This window comes from Mycobacterium sp. 1165178.9 (assembly GCF_001673555.1).
Classification (GTDB): Bacteria; Actinomycetota; Actinomycetes; order Mycobacteriales; family Mycobacteriaceae; genus Mycobacterium.
The window spans coordinates 1-16946 of sequence record NZ_LZMB01000597.1; the positions used below are offsets into that span (position 1 = coordinate 1).

The 16946-nt window shown below is 65.5% G+C and carries 14 protein-coding genes; 6 read left to right on the plus strand and 8 right to left on the minus strand.

The features are described 5' to 3' along the window. The 8 genes from A5652_RS26100 to A5652_RS26135 form a co-directional block, all read right to left on the minus strand. Positions 1-1264: cytochrome P450 (locus tag A5652_RS26100; protein ID WP_067358847.1), on the minus strand; the 1264-nt coding region annotated here is incomplete at its 3' end. A 397-nt stretch (positions 1265-1661) separates the two neighbouring features. Beyond that, positions 1662-3146, minus strand: coding sequence for an aldehyde dehydrogenase family protein (locus tag A5652_RS26105; RefSeq protein ID WP_067358850.1), 1485 nt, complete (start codon positions 3144-3146; stop codon positions 1662-1664). Positions 3147-3260: 114 nt separating this feature from the next. Beyond that, on the minus strand, positions 3261-4478 hold the full coding sequence (locus A5652_RS26110) for a cytochrome P450 (protein ID WP_067358852.1): 1218 nt from the start codon (positions 4476-4478) through the stop codon (positions 3261-3263). Between the two features lie 2 nt (positions 4479-4480). Continuing rightward, a complete protein-coding gene (locus tag A5652_RS26115; RefSeq protein WP_067358854.1) occupies positions 4481-5482 on the minus strand; it encodes an SDR family oxidoreductase in 1002 nt (333 codons plus the stop codon). After that, positions 5475-6617 (minus strand): spirocyclase AveC family protein, encoded by a 1143-nt coding sequence (locus tag A5652_RS26120; RefSeq protein ID WP_067358856.1) that lies wholly within the window; start codon positions 6615-6617, stop codon positions 5475-5477. The genes A5652_RS26115 and A5652_RS26120 overlap by 8 nt, the downstream gene beginning before the upstream one ends. Positions 6618-6621: 4 nt before the next feature. Continuing rightward, positions 6622-7740: an ABC transporter substrate-binding protein gene (locus tag A5652_RS26125; RefSeq protein ID WP_067358859.1), complete on the minus strand. Its 1119-nt coding sequence runs from the start codon at positions 7738-7740 to the stop codon at positions 6622-6624. A gap of 83 nt (positions 7741-7823) precedes the next feature. Beyond that, positions 7824-8690: a CbbQ/NirQ/NorQ/GpvN family protein gene (locus A5652_RS26130; protein WP_067358861.1), complete on the minus strand. Its 867-nt coding sequence runs from the start codon at positions 8688-8690 to the stop codon at positions 7824-7826. 55 nt (positions 8691-8745) lie between these two features. Then, complete coding sequence (locus A5652_RS26135; protein ID WP_369805886.1) at positions 8746-10470, minus strand: nitric oxide reductase activation protein NorD; 1725 nt, start codon at positions 10468-10470, stop codon at positions 8746-8748. A gap of 124 nt (positions 10471-10594) precedes the next feature. Here A5652_RS26135 and A5652_RS26140 point away from each other — a divergent pair, with 124 nt between their 5' ends. The 6 genes from A5652_RS26140 to A5652_RS26165 all read left to right on the plus strand — a co-directional run. Further along, on the plus strand, positions 10595-11569 hold the full coding sequence (locus tag A5652_RS26140) for an SDR family NAD(P)-dependent oxidoreductase (protein ID WP_067358877.1): 975 nt from the start codon (positions 10595-10597) through the stop codon (positions 11567-11569). Between the two features lie 148 nt (positions 11570-11717). Beyond that, positions 11718-12866 (plus strand): acyl-CoA dehydrogenase family protein, encoded by a 1149-nt coding sequence (locus A5652_RS26145; protein ID WP_067358867.1) that lies wholly within the window; start codon positions 11718-11720, stop codon positions 12864-12866. Further along, a complete protein-coding gene (locus A5652_RS26150) occupies positions 12863-13984 on the plus strand; it encodes an acyl-CoA dehydrogenase family protein (protein ID WP_067358869.1) in 1122 nt (373 codons plus the stop codon). Before A5652_RS26145 ends, A5652_RS26150 begins: the two co-directional genes overlap by 4 nt. Beyond that, complete coding sequence (locus A5652_RS26155; RefSeq protein WP_067358871.1) at positions 13984-14631, plus strand: nitroreductase family protein; 648 nt, start codon at positions 13984-13986, stop codon at positions 14629-14631. The genes A5652_RS26150 and A5652_RS26155 overlap by 1 nt, the downstream gene beginning before the upstream one ends. Before the next feature lie 138 nt (positions 14632-14769). Continuing rightward, positions 14770-16050: a TetR/AcrR family transcriptional regulator gene (locus A5652_RS26160; RefSeq protein ID WP_067358873.1), complete on the plus strand. Its 1281-nt coding sequence runs from the start codon at positions 14770-14772 to the stop codon at positions 16048-16050. A gap of 97 nt (positions 16051-16147) precedes the next feature. After that, the coding region (locus tag A5652_RS26165) for an SDR family oxidoreductase (protein WP_067358875.1) at positions 16148-16946 on the plus strand (799 nt) is incomplete at its 3' end.

The following is a 16946-nucleotide window of genomic DNA, read 5'->3' on the forward strand; positions in this document are numbered from 1 at the left end:
AAATCGGGGTGAATTCGAGGTGCAACTCAGACAGTCCCCGCATCTGCCAGGTCGGGTCGTAGGTGTAGCGCCGGGCGTCCGATGGGCCGTGCTTGGCTTCCGTGATAGCGATGTCCGCCATCCGGTCGAGTATGCGGTTCAACGAGATTCGCCCCTCCGCACGGGCCAGCGGTGCGCCCGGGCACGAATGATTGCCGCGGCCGAAGGCCACATGCTCGCGCACGTTCGGCCGGTCGATTTGGAACTCGTCGGGCCGCTCGAACTTTCGTGCATCCCGGTTGCTCGCACCGGGCAGCAGCATCACCGTGCTGCCCGCCGGGATGTCGACGTCACCGATCGAGGTCGTGGTGCGCGCCATCCGGAAGTGGCACTTGACCGGGCTTTCCATGCGCAGCGTCTCTTCGACGAAATTCGGTATCCGGCTACGGTCTTCGCGGAGCAGCTCCTGCAACTCCGGATTCTCGGCGAGGATGCGGACCCCGAAGCTGAGCAGCTTGGTGGTGGTTTCCTGACCGGCCGCGAACAGAAACGTCGCCAGCCGGACCACGTCGATGACGTCCGGCGTCGAGCCGTCTGGATACTTCGCCTGGGCCAGCTCGGTCAGCACGTCTTCGCGTGGCTGTCGGCGGCGTTCGGTGATGTGGGTGGTGAACTTCTCGTCGAGGTATTCCAGCGGATTGTGCGCGCGCGTCACCGAGTCGTCCTCGACCCCACCGGAGAACTTGCCGGAGAACACATCCCGAAACTCTTCATGGTCCTCAACGGGAACGCCCAGGAGGTCGGCGATCACCAACCCGGAGAACGGTCGCGCGTATTCGTCGAGGAATTCACAACTGCCGCGTGATAAGAACTCCTCGAGCTGCTCATCGGCGAGTCGCCACATGAAGTCTTCGTTTTCCTTGAGCCGCTTGGGCGTTAGCAGGCGACTGAGCAGACCTCGCGTCCGGGCGTGCTCCGGCGGGTCTTGCGTCACGATGTGTTCGCTCATCGGGATCTGCGAGCGATGCTGTTCGATCAGGCCGCCGATGTCATCACCCTCGGGCTCGAATGGCAACCCCGAGAATGGGCCGGCGACCGAGACACAAGACGAGAACGCAGGATCTTTGTAAACGGCGAGGGCTTCGGAGTGTCCCGTTACCGCCATGACGCCCTGGTCAGGTTGCGGCAGCACTGGGCATCGCGCGCGCAGCTGGTCGAAGTACGGGTAGGGGTCCGGAATCAGGGACAGGTCAGTGAAGAAATCAACCGATTCGAATTCGCTCAACAGGACTCCTAGGCATCCAGGTAACCGCCCCACCAACGTCAACCCGGGCGACGCAACCTCTCCTGCCAATCTAGAGCTGAACAAATATTAGGTCAAGCAGAGCATCCCAGGATCGCGCGATCGAGGTGTGCACAGGACCGCACAGGCTCGGCGAAGGCGAACCGCCTGACGAAGACGTACGGCGAGCAGGGCGCGGAAATCGGGGGATCCTCGGTGCAAAGGCACCCAAGTTGCCCATCGCTTCAAGGAATACGACAGGGGCGATGACCACTACTGCCAGCACAGCATCGTCTGCACACTCAAACAACCGCTGCCGAGCGGCTCAAACGAGATTGCCGCCACGGTCGCGATCGTTCGAAACCGCGACCCTGACGGCAATCTCGTCGAAGGGTGATTCCTAGCCGGCCGGGTATGCGACCGACTTGATCTCGGTGTACTGGTCGAATCCGGCGATGCCGTTCTGGCGTCCCACACCGCTTTCCTTGTAGCCACCGAACGGCGTGTCGGCGCCGTAGGGAGCTCCGCCGTTAACGCCCATGAAGCCGGCCTTGATCCGGCGGGTCACCGACAGCGCCCGCTCGAGAGAGCCCGCGAACACGTTGCCGGCCAGCCCGTACACGCTGTCGTTGGCGATCCGGATCGCGTCTTCCTCGTCTTCGAACGGAATGACCGAGAGCACCGGGCCGAAGATCTCCTCCTGGGCGATGGTCATCTTGTTGTCGACGTTCGTGAAAAGCGTTGGCCGGATGAAATATCCCTTGTCGAAACCGGTTTCCGCACCCGGTCCGCCGACCAGCGCCGTGGCACCCTCTTCGACGCCCTTCTTGATGTAGCCCGTCACGCGGTCGAACTGTCGTTGCGAGATCACCGGCCCACACAGCGTTCCGGGGTCCTGCGGGTCGCCGCACGTGACGTTCTCGTAGATGTTCTTGAGGATCTCCACGCCCTCGTCGTAGCGGGACCGCGGAAGCAGCAGCCGGGTCGGGTTGGCGCAACCCTGGCCGGCGTGCATGCACGGCGCGATGCCGACCATGCACGCAGTCCCGAAGTCGGCGTCCTCCAGCACGATGGTGGCCGACTTGCCGCCGAGTTCCAGGAACAGCCGCTTCATGGTGGCGGCGCCCTTTTCCATGATGCGCTTGCCGACCACCGTGGATCCGGTGAACGAAATCAGGTCGACCTTCGGCGACAGCGTGAGCTCCTCGCCGACGAAGTGGTCCGACGCGGTGACGACGTTGACGACGCCCGCGGGGATGTCGGTCTTTTCGGCGATCAGGCGCCCGAGCCGGTTCGCGTTGAACGGCGTGTTGGGCGCCGGCTTGAGCACCACGGTGTTGCCGGTGCCCAGCGCCTGGCCGAGCTTGTTGAGGGTGACCTCGAACGGGAAGTTCCACGGCACGATCGCGCCGACCACGCCGACCGGCTCGCGCCAGACCTTGCGAGTAGTGAGCGTGCCGGTGAGGCTGATGACCTTATCGCCCAGATCAGTCTCCCAGGCGTACTCGTCGATCAGGCGGGCGGGGTACTTCAGCCCGTCTTCCAGTGGCGCGTCGAGCTGCGGGCCGAACGTGATCGCGCGGGGCGAGCCGACCTCGAGGATGAGCTCCTCGCGCAGCTCGTCGATCTCGGACTCGATGGCCTCGTGCAGCTGCAGCAGGCAGCGCTTGCGCAGCTCCTTGTTGGTCGACCAGTCGGTCTCGTCGAAGGCGCGCCGGGCCGCGTCGATGGCCCGGTGCATGTCCTCCTTCGAGGCGTCCGAGACCTCGCCGAGGGACTCCTCGGTCGCGGGGTTGATGTTGGTGAAGGTACCGGCCTGGCCTTCGACGAGCTTGCCGTCGATCATCATCTTCGGCTCGAAGCGGACCTTTACAGCCTCAGTCATATCTGTCACTCTCTTCTGACTCGGTAGAGGGGCGGCCCGCGGAGCGCTGGTTACCCTACGGGGAGCCTTACTGGAAACTAGCCGATTGGCAAGCGAGGCCTCGGGCGGGGCCGCTTATCGGGGGTCGAACAGCACCGGAACCGACGTCGGTGAACGGAAGACCTGACCGCGGATATGAGGGTCGTCCGCGTCGGGGTCCAGCCGCAGATTCGGCAGCCGGTCCAGCAGAAGGTTGATGGCGGTGCGCATCTCGAGCCGCGCCAGGTGCATGCCCAGACAGACGTGGACGCCATGCCCCCAGCCCAGGTGCGCTCGGGCCTCCCGATGGATGTCGAACCTGTTCGGATCGGGATAGCGGTCGTCCTGCCGGTTGGCCGAACCGAGCATCGGCATCACCGTCGCGCCGGCCGGGATCGCCACGCCTCCGAGTTCGGTGTCGCGAGTCGCCACCCTGGTGATGGTCAACAGCGGTGACTCCCAGCGCACGCCCTCCTCGATCGCCTGGGGCAGCAACGATCGATCCGCGCGGATGGCATCCAGCTGCGCCGGATCCGACAACAGCGCCAGAAGCAGGCTGCCGAGTGCGCGGTAGGTCGTCTCGACGCCCGCCGGCAACAGCAGCCGAAGGAACGAGAAGATCTCCTCGTCCGCAAGCTTTTCCCCGTCGATCTCGGCCGCACCGAGCGCGCTGATCAGATCGTCCTTCGGATTGGCCCGGCGCGCCTCGAGTATCGGCGCGAAGTACTCGCACAGGGCGGCCGAGGCCGCAAGTCCGCGTTCGGGGTTCATGAGCCAGCTCAGCAGCGAGATCGACCATCGCTGGAACTGTGGGTAATCCCTTTCCGGCAGGCCCAGCAGCCCCGCGATGATCTGGCTCGGATAATCGAAGGTGAATTCCTTGACCAGATCGGCCTTGCCATTGGGCGCGAACTTGTCGATCAGGCTGTTCGCCACGCGGCCGACCAACTCGTCCTGCCAGCGCGCCAGCGACTTCTGCGAGAACGCCTTCGATACCAATGAACGCAACCGGCCATGGATCGGCTCGTCCATGCCAAGCATCACGCCTTCACCCAGCACGGGCCCGAATGCGGCGATGACCGCGGCCGAGGAGAATGTCTCGTTGTCGCGCAGCATCTGCTGGATGTCCTCGTGGCGATACACGATGAACATCGGCAGCCCTTCCTCGTGCGGAAGCGCTCCCGACGTCTCGAGTCGCTGCACCGGCTCTTCGCGGCGCAGCCGCGCCAATTCGGTGTACGGGTCCCGCACGTCACCGGATATCGCGTCGTCGAAGGCGCCGAAATCATCTAGGTCGTCGAAAAGCTGTTCCATGCCTATTCCTCATTCCCTTTGCGGCGCTTCGCCGCTAATGCTGCCAACCGTTGCAACACCGGTTGCGGAAGGACTTTCGCGACCACCACCATCGCCCGCTGGCCGGCTGTCAACGGCCACGCCCCATGCCGCATGGACCCCTGTTTGGGTATGCCGAGCATGATGCGCGACATGTGGTGCATTGCGGATGACGGCAGAATCCTGTTGAGCGCCAGAAGCATTGATGAATCCTGGTCCACCCCGCGACGCCGGAACGGCTTGCTGTCAGCCAGCGCCTTGACCACCCCGTCGGCGAACTTTTCCGGCGGCCTCGCCAATCGCATCGCGAACTTGTGGCGGGTGTTCATGGTGGTGTGCAGCCGGGCGTACGGGCCTTCGAAGTTCCGATTGTCGGTCATGCCCGCATCGGTGATGATCTCGGTGTCGTAAAAGCCGGCGACCAAGACGGTGACGCCCAGCCCGAAAGGGGCGATCTCGCACGCCATCGATTCGCCCCACCGCTCCAGCGCCCCCTTCGCCGCGGAGTACGGCGCGGTGACCGGCTGGCCGCGCACCCCGGTCGCGCTGGATACCAGGACGATTCGTCCCTCCCCAGCCGCTCGCATCGACGGCAGCAGGGCCTGAGTCAATGCGACCGGGCCGAGAACGCTAGTGGCAAACATCTGCTGCCACAACGCCGTATCAATCTCCTCCACCATGCCGGCGACGTAGATTCCCGCGTTGTGCACCAGTGCGTACGGTGCGCCCACCGTCTCTTCGATCGCCTTGGCCGCCGCGGCGATGGACGCGCTGTCCGTCAGGTCGAGCTGGACGCCGATCAACCGTTCGTCGTCAGGGGCGGCCAGCCCCTGTTCCTGAATAGCCTGGCGCAGCAGCGGCATTCCTCGGTCGGGAGTGCGCATGGCCGCGACCACGCGCCACCCCTCCCGGTACATCCGCAGGGCCGAGGCGAAGCCCAGTCCGCGGGACGCGCCGGTGATGACGACCGTGCGTGGCTCAGCCATTCTTGCCCTGGGTTGCGCAGGCGCCCTGACCGGGCGGCGGCGGTTGGACGTGTGGCCGACCGTTGGGCTCCCCGCTGGCCCAGGTCGACCAGATTCCGACCGAGTATGGTCCTTGCGCGCCGGCCTTCTCGTAATACCCTTGCGGGTCATATACTTTGGCCTCCGGATAGGGCCAGGGGCAGGCTACCGAAGTGGCGGCGTGGCTGGCCTTGATGGCCCAGAACCAGGCCCCGTAGGCGAAGTAGGACACGTTGATGATGACGAACATCACCAAGAAGGTGCCCAGCACCGGACGCGCCGGGAACAACTTCGCTTTTGCGGCAAGCTTTTCCGCCACCGACTTACCCGTGTCGTCGCGGTAGCACAGGATCGCGGCCGGCACCATCACGAAGCACACCGAGAACGACTCCCAGATCAGCGGGAACTGGAAGGTGGTGCCGGTGAACACCGATCCCCACGGGATCACCTGCGAGTAGATGTACATGCCCCAGTGGACCAGAATGTTTTCCAGGAAGGCATCGAAAATGAACCCGATCACCAGGGTGATCAGGCCCAGGCTGACCAACGGATGCCGCGACACGTAACTCGTGGGCCCGTACTTTGCCTGCAGTCGGCGCAGGATCCAGACCGCTGGGAAATAGGGCCCGAAATAGAACATCACGTAGCCGAAGACCACAAATGGTTCGACCGTCGGCGATAACGACACCAGCGGCCAGGATTCCGGCCAGTGAACGAGATCGGGGTTGTAGACGGCGAACGGTGACCAGTTCATGATCGGGTCCTGCCACACGATCAGCGTGGTACACAGGAACATCAACATCACCGGGCTACCCGGATTGCGGCGCCAGCCCCTGATGAACACGATCAACAGCAGGATCAGTGCCCCGACCGTGGCCCAGTCCAGGAACCCGATGTAGTCCAGCCCGAACGTGAATTTCACCGGGCGGGGCCGCCCAACCACGTTCGGGTTCGCGACGCGAGGGTCAAGGGCCACACGGCAATTGGTGATGAAGAAGAGCGCGAACGCGGCCAGTGCCGCGCCGGCGATCCAACCGCCCCAGCCGCGCTTGTCTTTTCGCTGCGGGACGGCCGGTTCCTCCTGCGCGGCAGGCGGTGTCGTTTGTTCGGTAGACATCGAGTCAGCCCTCCTCTCCGAAGCGATCGACCAGATGCGAGTTGACGCCGTCGGCATCGAGGGTGCGTGCCACCAGATACCCAGCACCCATCCAGGCCCGGCGCGTCCATTTGCCGAACGACACCCGGGTCCCGGGTGCGCCCGAGGCGGCGGGCATCATCTTCACCCGTTCCAGCGCCTCCTTGACGCCGCGCGGGCTCAGCGGATGGGCGTCGGTGAACGCTCGCACGAGCGTCGCGGCGACGTCGCGGTTCACTACGGTCACGCAGAACTCGGGGCGACTGCCGTTGTATTTCTTCGCGTAGCTGTCGAGGAAGTCCTGGCCGATCCGGTTCGCCTCGTCGTATTGGTCGACACCGGTCCAGCCCATGAACGCGTTCCACATGATGGGGTTGACCCATGCGTTCTGCCACGCGGTGGTGGTGAAGCGGGGCGGGTCCCAACCGAGCGCCTCGAGCGCCGGGTTGATGAACACGATGCCGAATCCGAATCCCAGGTGCACGATCGCCTCGGACTTGGCCTCATGGAGCGTCTGGACCGCGGCGTTGATGTCCTGAGCCGTCTGGGCGATCGAAACCTCCGCCACGATGCGAATGCCTTTGCGCCGACAGGCACTTCGCAGGTTCTTCAGGTAGCTCTCGCCTATGAGGCTCTGCTCGACCAGCACCCCGATCTCGGCGAGGCCGCGTTTGGCGATGAGGTCGGCCAAAAAGATCGGCTCATCGGTCATCGATCCTTGGGGAAACGAGAACGTCCACTCGCCCAGCCAATCGTCGGTGCCGGTCACGCTGATCGCGGGCACCTTGAACCGTTCCTCGATCGCTTCTCGCAACGGCACACAGTTATCGGTGATGTTCGGACCGAAGACGACGAGGCAGCCCTCGTCGACCAGTTCGCCATACGCATCGATCACCGCCTTGACCGAACCCTTGGGCAGACCCTCCACCTCGCGATAGATCATCTGCACGGGACGGTCCATCAGGCCCTGGGCGACCGCCTCTTCGAAGATGAGGTCGAAAGTCTGGGTGAAGGAGGCGAATAACTCCTCGGGGAATCCCGGCGGGAGCGTGAAGTCCATCAGATAGCCGACCTTGATCGGCTCTGCGCTGCTCTCGTAGGACATCCGACCTCCCAGGTGACAATTTGCGCGCGCCGATCCAAAAAACCTAATATTTGTTCAGACCATAGCGGGGGTGGTATGCAGCGTCAATCATCGGACCCGCTGGACCCGTCCGGCGCCAGGTAGATCTCGATCATTTCGCCCAGCGCCTTGCCCACCGCCACGTCGTCGGTCAGCGGTCCCGCGATCGCGGCGCGGGCCGCCTCTCGCATGCCCAGGCCCTCGGCGACCAGCCTGCCCGCGGCGATCAGCACCCGCGTCGACGCGACCTCACGCAGCCCCCCGGTTTCCAGCCGGCGGATCGCCTGCCCGAAACGGACCAGCTCCGCCGCGGTGGATCCGTTCACGCCGGCCTCGTGCGCGACGATGCCCTCTTCGATATCGGCGGTGGGGAAATCGAATTCGATGGCGACCATCCGCTGCCGCGTCGAATCCTTCAGATCCTTCAGCACGCTCTGATAGCCGGGGTTGTAGGAGACGACCAGGCCGAATCCCGCCGCCGCGTCCAGCGTGATGCCGAGTCGCTCTATCGGCAGTTGTCGCCGATAGTCGGCAAGCGGATGCAGCACCACGGTGGTGTCCTGCCGGGCTTCCACCACTTCGTCGAGGTAGCAGATCGCTCCCTCACGCACCGCATGGGTCAGCGGGCCGTCGACCCACACGGTCTCGTCTCCGCGCAGCAGATACCGGCCGACCAGGTCCGCGGTGGTGAGGTCGTCATGACACGCGACGGTGATCAGCGGCCGGCCCAGGTCATACGCCATCGCCTCGACGAATCGGGTCTTGCCGCACCCCGTCGGACCCTTCAGGACCAGCGACAGGCCCTGGCGGTAGGCCGCCTTGAAAACGGCCTCTTCGCTGCCGACCGCTTGGTAATAGGGCCGCACTGCTTCCTTTCCGACCGCGTCGGACGGACCGCCGTTGAAGTAAGCAAGCCCGGACTCGGTGGCCATAGCTTCCCTTCTGCTACTTCCGGCCATTGGAGCCTAGCCGGAACAGATGTTTGTTTCAAGTGCCCGGTGGGGCGGTGCCGGCGCCTTCGAGCGCCAACTGTGTTCTGGGACTTGGCATCACCGACACCCTGCGGCGAACCTCCGCCGATCGGAGTGCGGAGCGGAACAGGGGTCCGATGACACCGGCGAGCTGATCGGGTCGCGCGATGGTCGCGTGCGCGGTGCTGCCGAAGACCCGGCGCAGCGATTGCACGTCGGTTCCGGCGCCGATGGTCAGGCACACACAGCCGGTCCCCCGGCGGCGGGCCTCGGTCAGCGCGCGGCGCGCGTCGGCGGCACCGTAGGCCCGCTCGTATCCGTGGTCATAGGCCAGCCCGTCGGAGAGCACCACCAGCAGCCGGCGTGACGTGCCGCCGCGCGCCTCCAGGGTCGCCGAACCGTGGCGGATCGCCGCGCCCAGCCGCGAATACGCGCCTGGTTCCAAACTGTTAAGGCGCCTGATGACCTGGGCGTTCAGCTGGTCGTCGAACCGTTTGACGGGCACCATGGTCACCGCGCGCCGGCCCTGCGAGTAATAGGCGTACAGCGCGACGCGGTCACCGAGATCGTGCAACGCCACGGTCAGGTTGGCGACCGCCGCACGCTGTTGTTCGTGCACCGTGCGCCCGACCGTTCCGGGTTCGGCCGACGAGCCCGACACGTCCAGCAGGAGCAGGACCGAGAGGTCGCGCCGGCGCCGCAGGCTGTCGAGATACACGGCCTCGTCGGGCACCGATCCGGCCCGCACCTCGACCCGGGCTTCAACCGCGGCATCAATGTCGATGTCGTCGCCCTGCGGCTGCCGGTGGCGACGGTGCAGGCCCATGCCGAGCCGCGACAGCGGCCGCCGCACCCCGATGGCGTCGTCGATGGCCTGGGTGGCCGAAGCCTTGATCTGTGGCTCGACCTCACGCACCGTGCACCAGGCCGGCCGATAGCTCTTGCGCGCGACGTCCCATTCCGGATACCGCACACCGTCCGCGGCGGTTTGCCCTTCATGGTCGGCGTCTGCGTCGTCGTCACCGGAGGTCGAGGCGAGTGATGCGACGGCGTAGGCGCCGCGCTTGCCGGAGTTGGTCCGGTGGGTCGGGCTGTCCGCGCCGGGCGGGCCGCCGCCACTCCCGGTCTTACGTGCGGACGACAGCATCTTTTTCAGCCACTTACCGATGAACCCGCCCCCGCCAACCGGGCTGGTAAACAAGTCGGGATCGTCGGAGTCGTCCACCTCGCCGTCGTCGAGTTCCTCGAGCTCCGTTGCGCCGTTGCTCCTTGGCACATGCCCGGGCTTCGCCCCTTCGTCTTGTTTCGCGACTTGGGCGCGCGCGGCAACGACCTTTGCCGCACGGATGACGCCGAACTCCGGTGCCGGGTCCTCGAGCGCCACCCTTGACGCCGCGATCGCGAGGGACGCACGGGGTGAATCGCTGCGATCCGCGATATCACGGTTCGCCAGCGACGCCAAAACACTTGGGAGCAAGGGGGCATTCGCGACAAGCGCGCGGTGGCCTTCGATCGAAAGGTAGCGCTTGGCCAGCTTGCGGTGCCGGACCAGTGCTCCCACGAGATCGGGCTCCAGGCTGCCGGCGGCGATCATCGACGCCTGCACGGCCACGGCCTCGAGTTGCGCGAGCGGACCCGCGGCGGCATCGACGAAAATAGTCTGGCCATCGGTCCACACCGGTTCGCCCCGTGACAGCCCGTCGACCGCGACGGCTCGGCCCGCCAGCGCGGAAGCGAGCATGCCCAGGACCTGCAAGCGGTCGACACGGGCGCCGTCCCCCACGCTCAACCTCCAGATTGTTGACCAAATATCTGTTCCACCGTAAAGTCCGGCAGCACAGCAGTCAATGAATCAGGAGCACACGATGATTGACTTCACCGGCCAGGTCGTGGTGGTGACCGGGGCCGGTCGGGGGCTGGGTCGGCTGTACGCCCTGGACCTGGCCCGCCGCGGCGCCGCCGTGGTGGTCAACGACCTCGGCGGCTCGATGCGCGGCGACGGTTCCGACTCAAAAGTCGCCGACGACGTGGTCGACGAGATCAAGCAGGCCGGCGGCACCGCGATCGCCTCGTACGACTCCGTGGACAACGCGGCGGGCGGCCAGGCGATCATCGATGCCGCGGTGGACGCGTTCGGGCGCCTTGACGCCGTCGTCAGCAATGCCGGCATTTTCGGCAGCGTGCCCTTCGAGGACCTCTCGCACGACGACTGGACGCGGATGCTGCGCGTGCACCTCGACGGCGGCTTTCACCTGTCTTCGCCCGCATATCGCGTGATGAAGAACAACGGGGGCGGACGATTCGTGTTCATCTCGTCGTCCGCCGGGATCTTCGGCCAGCCGATGGAGGCCCACTATGCGGCGGCCAAGGCCGGTCTGGTCGGATTGACGAACGTCATCGCCATCGAAGGCGAACCGCACGGGATACTCGCCAATTCCGTTATGCCCACCGGCTTCTCGCGAATGGTGACCGAGACGGTCGGTGACGAGAAGTTCCTCGCGGAATCCGGCTTCATGCAAGCGATCCGACCGGAGCTCGTCGTGCCGCTGGTGACGTTTTTGGCCAGCGCCGCCTGCACGTTCACTCACCGCAACTATTCCGCGGCCGCCGGCCGCTATGCGCGGGTGTTCGTCGGCCTCACCGAAGGCTGGCTCGCCGACGCCGAGAGCCGGCCAACGGCCGAGGACATCGAGGCGCATCTCGAGCAGATCTCATCGACGGAGAAGTTCATCGTGCCCGCATCGATCTTCGATGAGGTGCTGGAAGTGTGTGACCGACGGGGTGTCAGCCCGATGCCGGCCAACGCCGAGGTCGCATTCCCCGAACCCCTAGGGAGCTGATCTGGATGGGGAATCAGGCCGGGACGCACGCCTCATGCGATCCACCACTCGCGGCGTCGCGCATGGCCGCCAACATCATTGACCAGATATCCGCTCAACCGTAAAGTCCGGCTTGGTCACACGGTTTACGACACTGAGACAGAGGAACGTGGACTTTTCATACCCGGCGGAAGTGGAACAGTTTCGCAGCGAGCTGCGTGACTGGCTGCGGCAGAACCTGACCGACGAACTGGTGGCGGCCCGCCGGCCCACCGGCCGCGACGACGCCGCGTTCGAGATGCTGCGCGCATGGAACGCGACGATGGCCGATGCGGGCTGGGCCGCCGTGTCCTGGCCAGCCGAGTACGGCGGGCGCGGCGCCACGGTGCTCGAACAGCTGGTCTACACCGAAGAGACCACCCGCGCTCGGGCTCCCGTGCCGCTCAACGTGATTGGGCTGAATAACATAGCGCCGGCCATCATGCAGTACGGCACCGAGTCCCAGAAGCTCACCCTGCTCCCCCGCATGATGCGCGCCGACGACATCTGGTGCCAGGGAATGTCGGAGCCCGAGGCGGGGTCCGATCTCGCGGCGCTGCGCACCCGTGCCGTGCGAGACGGTGACGACTTCGTCGTCAACGGCCAGAAGATCTGGACCTCGCTGGGGCATCGGGCCGACTGGTGTCAGCTCTACGTACGCACCGATCCCGACGCGCCCAAGCACAAGGGGATCTCCTGCCTGATCGTCGACATGAAACTACCCGGCATCGAAGTCCGCCCGCTGGTCACTCTCAACGGTGACGCCGACTTCGCCGAGGTGTTCTTTCACGACGTGCGCGTGCCGGCCGACGCGTTGCTGGGTCCGCTCAACGCGGGCTGGCAGGTGGCCACCACGACGCTCAGCCACGAGCGCGCCGGGGCGGCGAGGCTGTACGCGGAGATGCAGGCCCGGCTCGAAGAGCTGGTCAACGACCTTGCCGCCGCCGACAACGGCGCGCTGGACGATCCGGTGACGCTGCGGCACCTCGGCGAAATCGCGGTCCGCATCAAGTATCTCGAGGTCCTGTGCCAGCGGTCGATCTCGGCGACACTGCATGGGGGCGATGCGTTCGGATCCGCCAGCCTCGCCAAGACCGTGTGGGGCGAGATCGGCCAGGACCTGGCGGCACTGGCCTTTGACACTCTCGGCAGCCAGGGCGCAGGCGCGCCGTGGGCGAACTACCGTCTGACGTCGCGGTCGCTGACCATCGCGGGCGGTACCACTCAGATCAACAAGAACATCACCGCGCAACGAGTGCTGGGGCTGCCGCGCAAATGAACCTCGAACTCACCGACGAGCAAGTGGCGCTGCGGGATACAACACGGCGCTTCCTGGCCGAGAAGGCATCGATTTCACAACATGTCCGCGCGCTGCTGGACGATCCGACCGGAACGGACGAGACGGTATGGCGCGGCCTCGCCGATCTCGGAACCACCGGCCTGCTCGTGCCCGAAGAGTACGGCGGCGCCGGCATGACGATGGTCGAGGCCGGCATCGTCGCCGAAGAGCTGGGCGCCGCGCTGCATCCGGGCCCGTGGTTGTCGACCGCCGTGGCCGCCGTGCGGGCGCTGACCCGGCTGGGCGACAACGACATCGCACCGAAGTTGCTACGGGGCATCGCGGACGGCACCACGGTGGCCGCCGTCTGTTTCCCGGGTTCACCGGACGCGTCTGTTTCCGCGAGCCGGCAGGATGACGCGATCGTGTTGCGGGGCGAAATCGCCGCGGTGCCCGACGCCGCGGCCGCCGACGTCCTGCTGGTGGCCGCTGAAGACGCCGATCACACCGCGCTTTTCGCGGTGCGCGCCGGCTCATCCGGGCTTTCGGTGACGGGCGAGCACGCTATCGACCCCACCCGCAAGCGTTTCCGCGTCACGTTCGACACCGCGCCCGCGCAACGACTGGCAGCGGCCTCCGCCGACGACCTGTCCGCGGTGATCGACGACGTACTGATCGCCACCGCGGCCGACGCACTCGGCGCCGCGCGCGCCATTATGGACCTCGCCGTCGAATACGCGAAAAACAGAACACAATTCGGTCAGCTGATCGGCTCCTTCCAGGCCGTCCAGCATTTGTGTGTGGACATGTTCGAGACGGTCGAGCTGGCCCGCAGCGGTGTCATCCACGCGTTGTGGGCCAGCGACGCATACCCCGGAGCCGATAGCCAATCGGGCGAAGAGCGTCACCTCGCAGCGCTGCGGGCCAAGGCGTTCGCCGGGCGGCTGGCCACCGTGGCCGACACCGCCATCCAGGTGTTCGGTGGGATCGGCTACACCTGGGAGCACGATGCTCACCTGTACCTCAAGCGCCTGCTGAGCTGGAGCGCGTTTCTCGGCGGTCCCGATGGCTACCTCACCGAACTCGGTGCGCGCCTTGCCAAGACAGGCCGTCAGTAATGGAGATCGACTACCTGCTCACCGCGACCCCGTCGGCGCGCAAATCGCTCGACCTCAACGCGCCGGTCGACCTCGACGATATCCGCGACTGCCTGCGCATTGCCCTGCAGGCGGCGAACGGGTCGAATGCCCAGGCATGGCGCTGGCTGGTGATCTCGGATCCGGCGCTGCGCACCAAGATCGCCGAGCTGTATCGCCAGGCCTACCTGTTAGGGGTCGGCGGACACCTGATCGCCGGCCTCATGCCCGGGGGAACTCCGGAGAGCCGGGTCATGTCGTCGACGGAGTGGCTGGTCGAGCACATGGCGAGCGTGCCGCTGCTGGTGATCCCTTGCTATGAACCGTATTTGCCGCGCATCGAGGGCGACGAATCGTTTCACCTGGCCACCTTGTATGGCTCGATCTTCCCCCCGGTGTGGAATTTCCAGTTGGCCCTGCACACGCGGGGCTACGGGACGTGCATCACCACCCTGCATCTGCACTACGAAGAGGAAATCCGGGACCTGCTCGGGATTCCGGCGACCTACGTTCAGGGTTGTCTCCTACCGGTGGGCCGTCTGCGTGCGGGCCGCACGTTCTCACCGGCGCGCCGGAGGCCGCTCGAGGAGGTGGTCGCGTGCGACCGCTGGGACGGTCCAGCGCTCTAGAATGAGGCTTTTACGGCTTTGTGCAGCGCCTTCACCGCGCTCAGTCTGATAGCCTCTAACAAAGATTTGGTTCGCTAAGAGAGGACGAATGCGGATGTTCGCCGGCGCGCAGTCGTCCAGATTTGCACACCGCTAACCATGGCGAAGGCCGGGTCACTGCGGGCCAGCAGCACAACTGATTCTCCGACGCGCCGCGCCGAGATCCTGGCCACCGCGGCGTCGTTGATCGCGTCGTCGGGATTGCGGACGTCGCTGCAGGAGATCGCCGATGCCGCAGGCATTCTTCCGGGCAGCCTGTATCACCATTTCGAATCCAAAGAGGCCATCCTCGTCGAGTTGATCCGCCGCTACCAGGACGACCTGGAGAGTATCGGGCGGGCCGCCCAGGCGAGACTGGACGAACCCGACTCCCGCCCGGTCGCCGAACAGATCATCGGACTCGGGTCGGCGATCGCGGACTGCGCGGTCGAACACCGCGCCGCCTTGCAGATGTCGTTCTACGAGGGGCCGAGTACGGACCCGGAGCTGATCAAGCTGACGCAGCAGCGGCCCGTGGCGATTCAAGAGGCGATGCTGCAGACGCTGCGCGCCGCGCGATGGAGCGGTTACATCAAACCCAACATCGACCTTCCCACGTTGGCCGACCGGATCTGCCAAACCATGCTGCAGGTCGGACTCGATGTCATGCGCCACAAGTCCGCCCCCGACCAGGTGGCCCGGCTTCTGTGCCAAATCATCCTGGAAGGTTTGGCAACTCGGCCCCCGGCCGACTCGGCACTGGACCGATCCAAAGCGTTCGCCGCCGCCAGCGACGTCATCGCGACATGGTCCGACGACAGCGACGCGGACCCGAGCGATAAGGCGGCGGCGGTGCGTGCCGTGGCACGGGCCGAATTCGGCCGCCGAGGATACGAGGTAACCACCATCAGGGACATCGCGTCGGCGGCCGGCCTCGGCACCGGCACGGTGTATCGCGTGATCGGGTCCAAGGACGAACTCCTCGCATCGATCATGGAATCGTTCGGCAGGAAGGTCGAGGCGGGCTGGGTCAGCGTCTTGCGCTCGGATTCCACGCCGATCGAAAAGCTGGACGCGTTGAGCTGGGTCAACGTGAATGCGCTCGACCGTTTTTCCGACGAGTTCAGGATCCAGCTGGCCTGGATGCGGCAATCGCCGCCGGACACACCCAACCCCGGCTGGCTCTATGCCACGCGGCTGCGGCAAATGAAAACGCTTCTCTCCGAAGGCATCCGGTCGGGCGAAATAGGTGTCGACGCGCCGTCGACCGCCATGTTGTCCCGCTGTGTCGTGGGCCTGCAGTGGATACCGGAGAACATCCTGCAAGACATCGGCACGCGCGCGGGTCTGGTGCACGCCCGCGACACCGTCCTGCGGGGCGTCGCGGACCGCGGCAAATAGACCTCACTTAACCCGCCCCGGTATTGAACCAAATAACTGTTACCCATACAGTTGAGCAGTTAGAACCGCGTTGGCATTATCCGAGAAGGGGATTTCCATGACCATTGTCGATCGGCTGCGCTACGACGGCAAGCGCGCTCTCGTCGTGGGTGGCGCGACTGGCATGGGCGCCGCGGCGGCCAAGTCAGCGGCCGAACTGGGCGCCGAAGTCATCGTGATGGACTACGCGCCGGTGAAGTACGACGTCGCCAAGTCCATTCAGGTCGACCTGCGCGACACCGCGTCGATCGACGCCGCGATCGAACAGCTGGACGGCCCGATCCACGCCGTGTTCTCCGCCGCCGGTATCGCCGACGGGACCACCGACCTGATGGCGATCAACTTCCTCGGCCACCGGCACCTCATCGAGCGCCTGCTAGAGCGCAACCAGCTTCCGTCGGGCTCGGCGATCTGCTTCATCTCCTCGGTCGCCGGCATGGGCTGGGAGAACGACCTGGAGCTGCTGACCGAGTTCCTGGCGACGCCGGACTTCGCGTCCGCTCAGGAGTGGGTCAAAGCGCACGAAGCCGAAGGCATCATCCACTACGGCTTCTCCAAGAAGGTCGTCAACGCCTACGTCGCGACCCAGGGCTACCCCCTGCTGAAGAAGGGCATTCGGATCAACGCGATCTGCCCGGGTCCCACCGACACCCCGCTGGCCCAGTCCAACGCCGACCTGTGGCTGACCTTCGCCCAGGACTACCGCGACGAGACCGGCTCCAAGGTGCACACCCCGGAGCAGATGGGCGACGTGATGGCGTTCCTGAACAGCGCCGCCGCCTTCGGCATCAACGGCATCACGCTGTTGGTCGACTATGGGCACACGATGGCCTCGCTCACCAATGCCTACCCGCCCG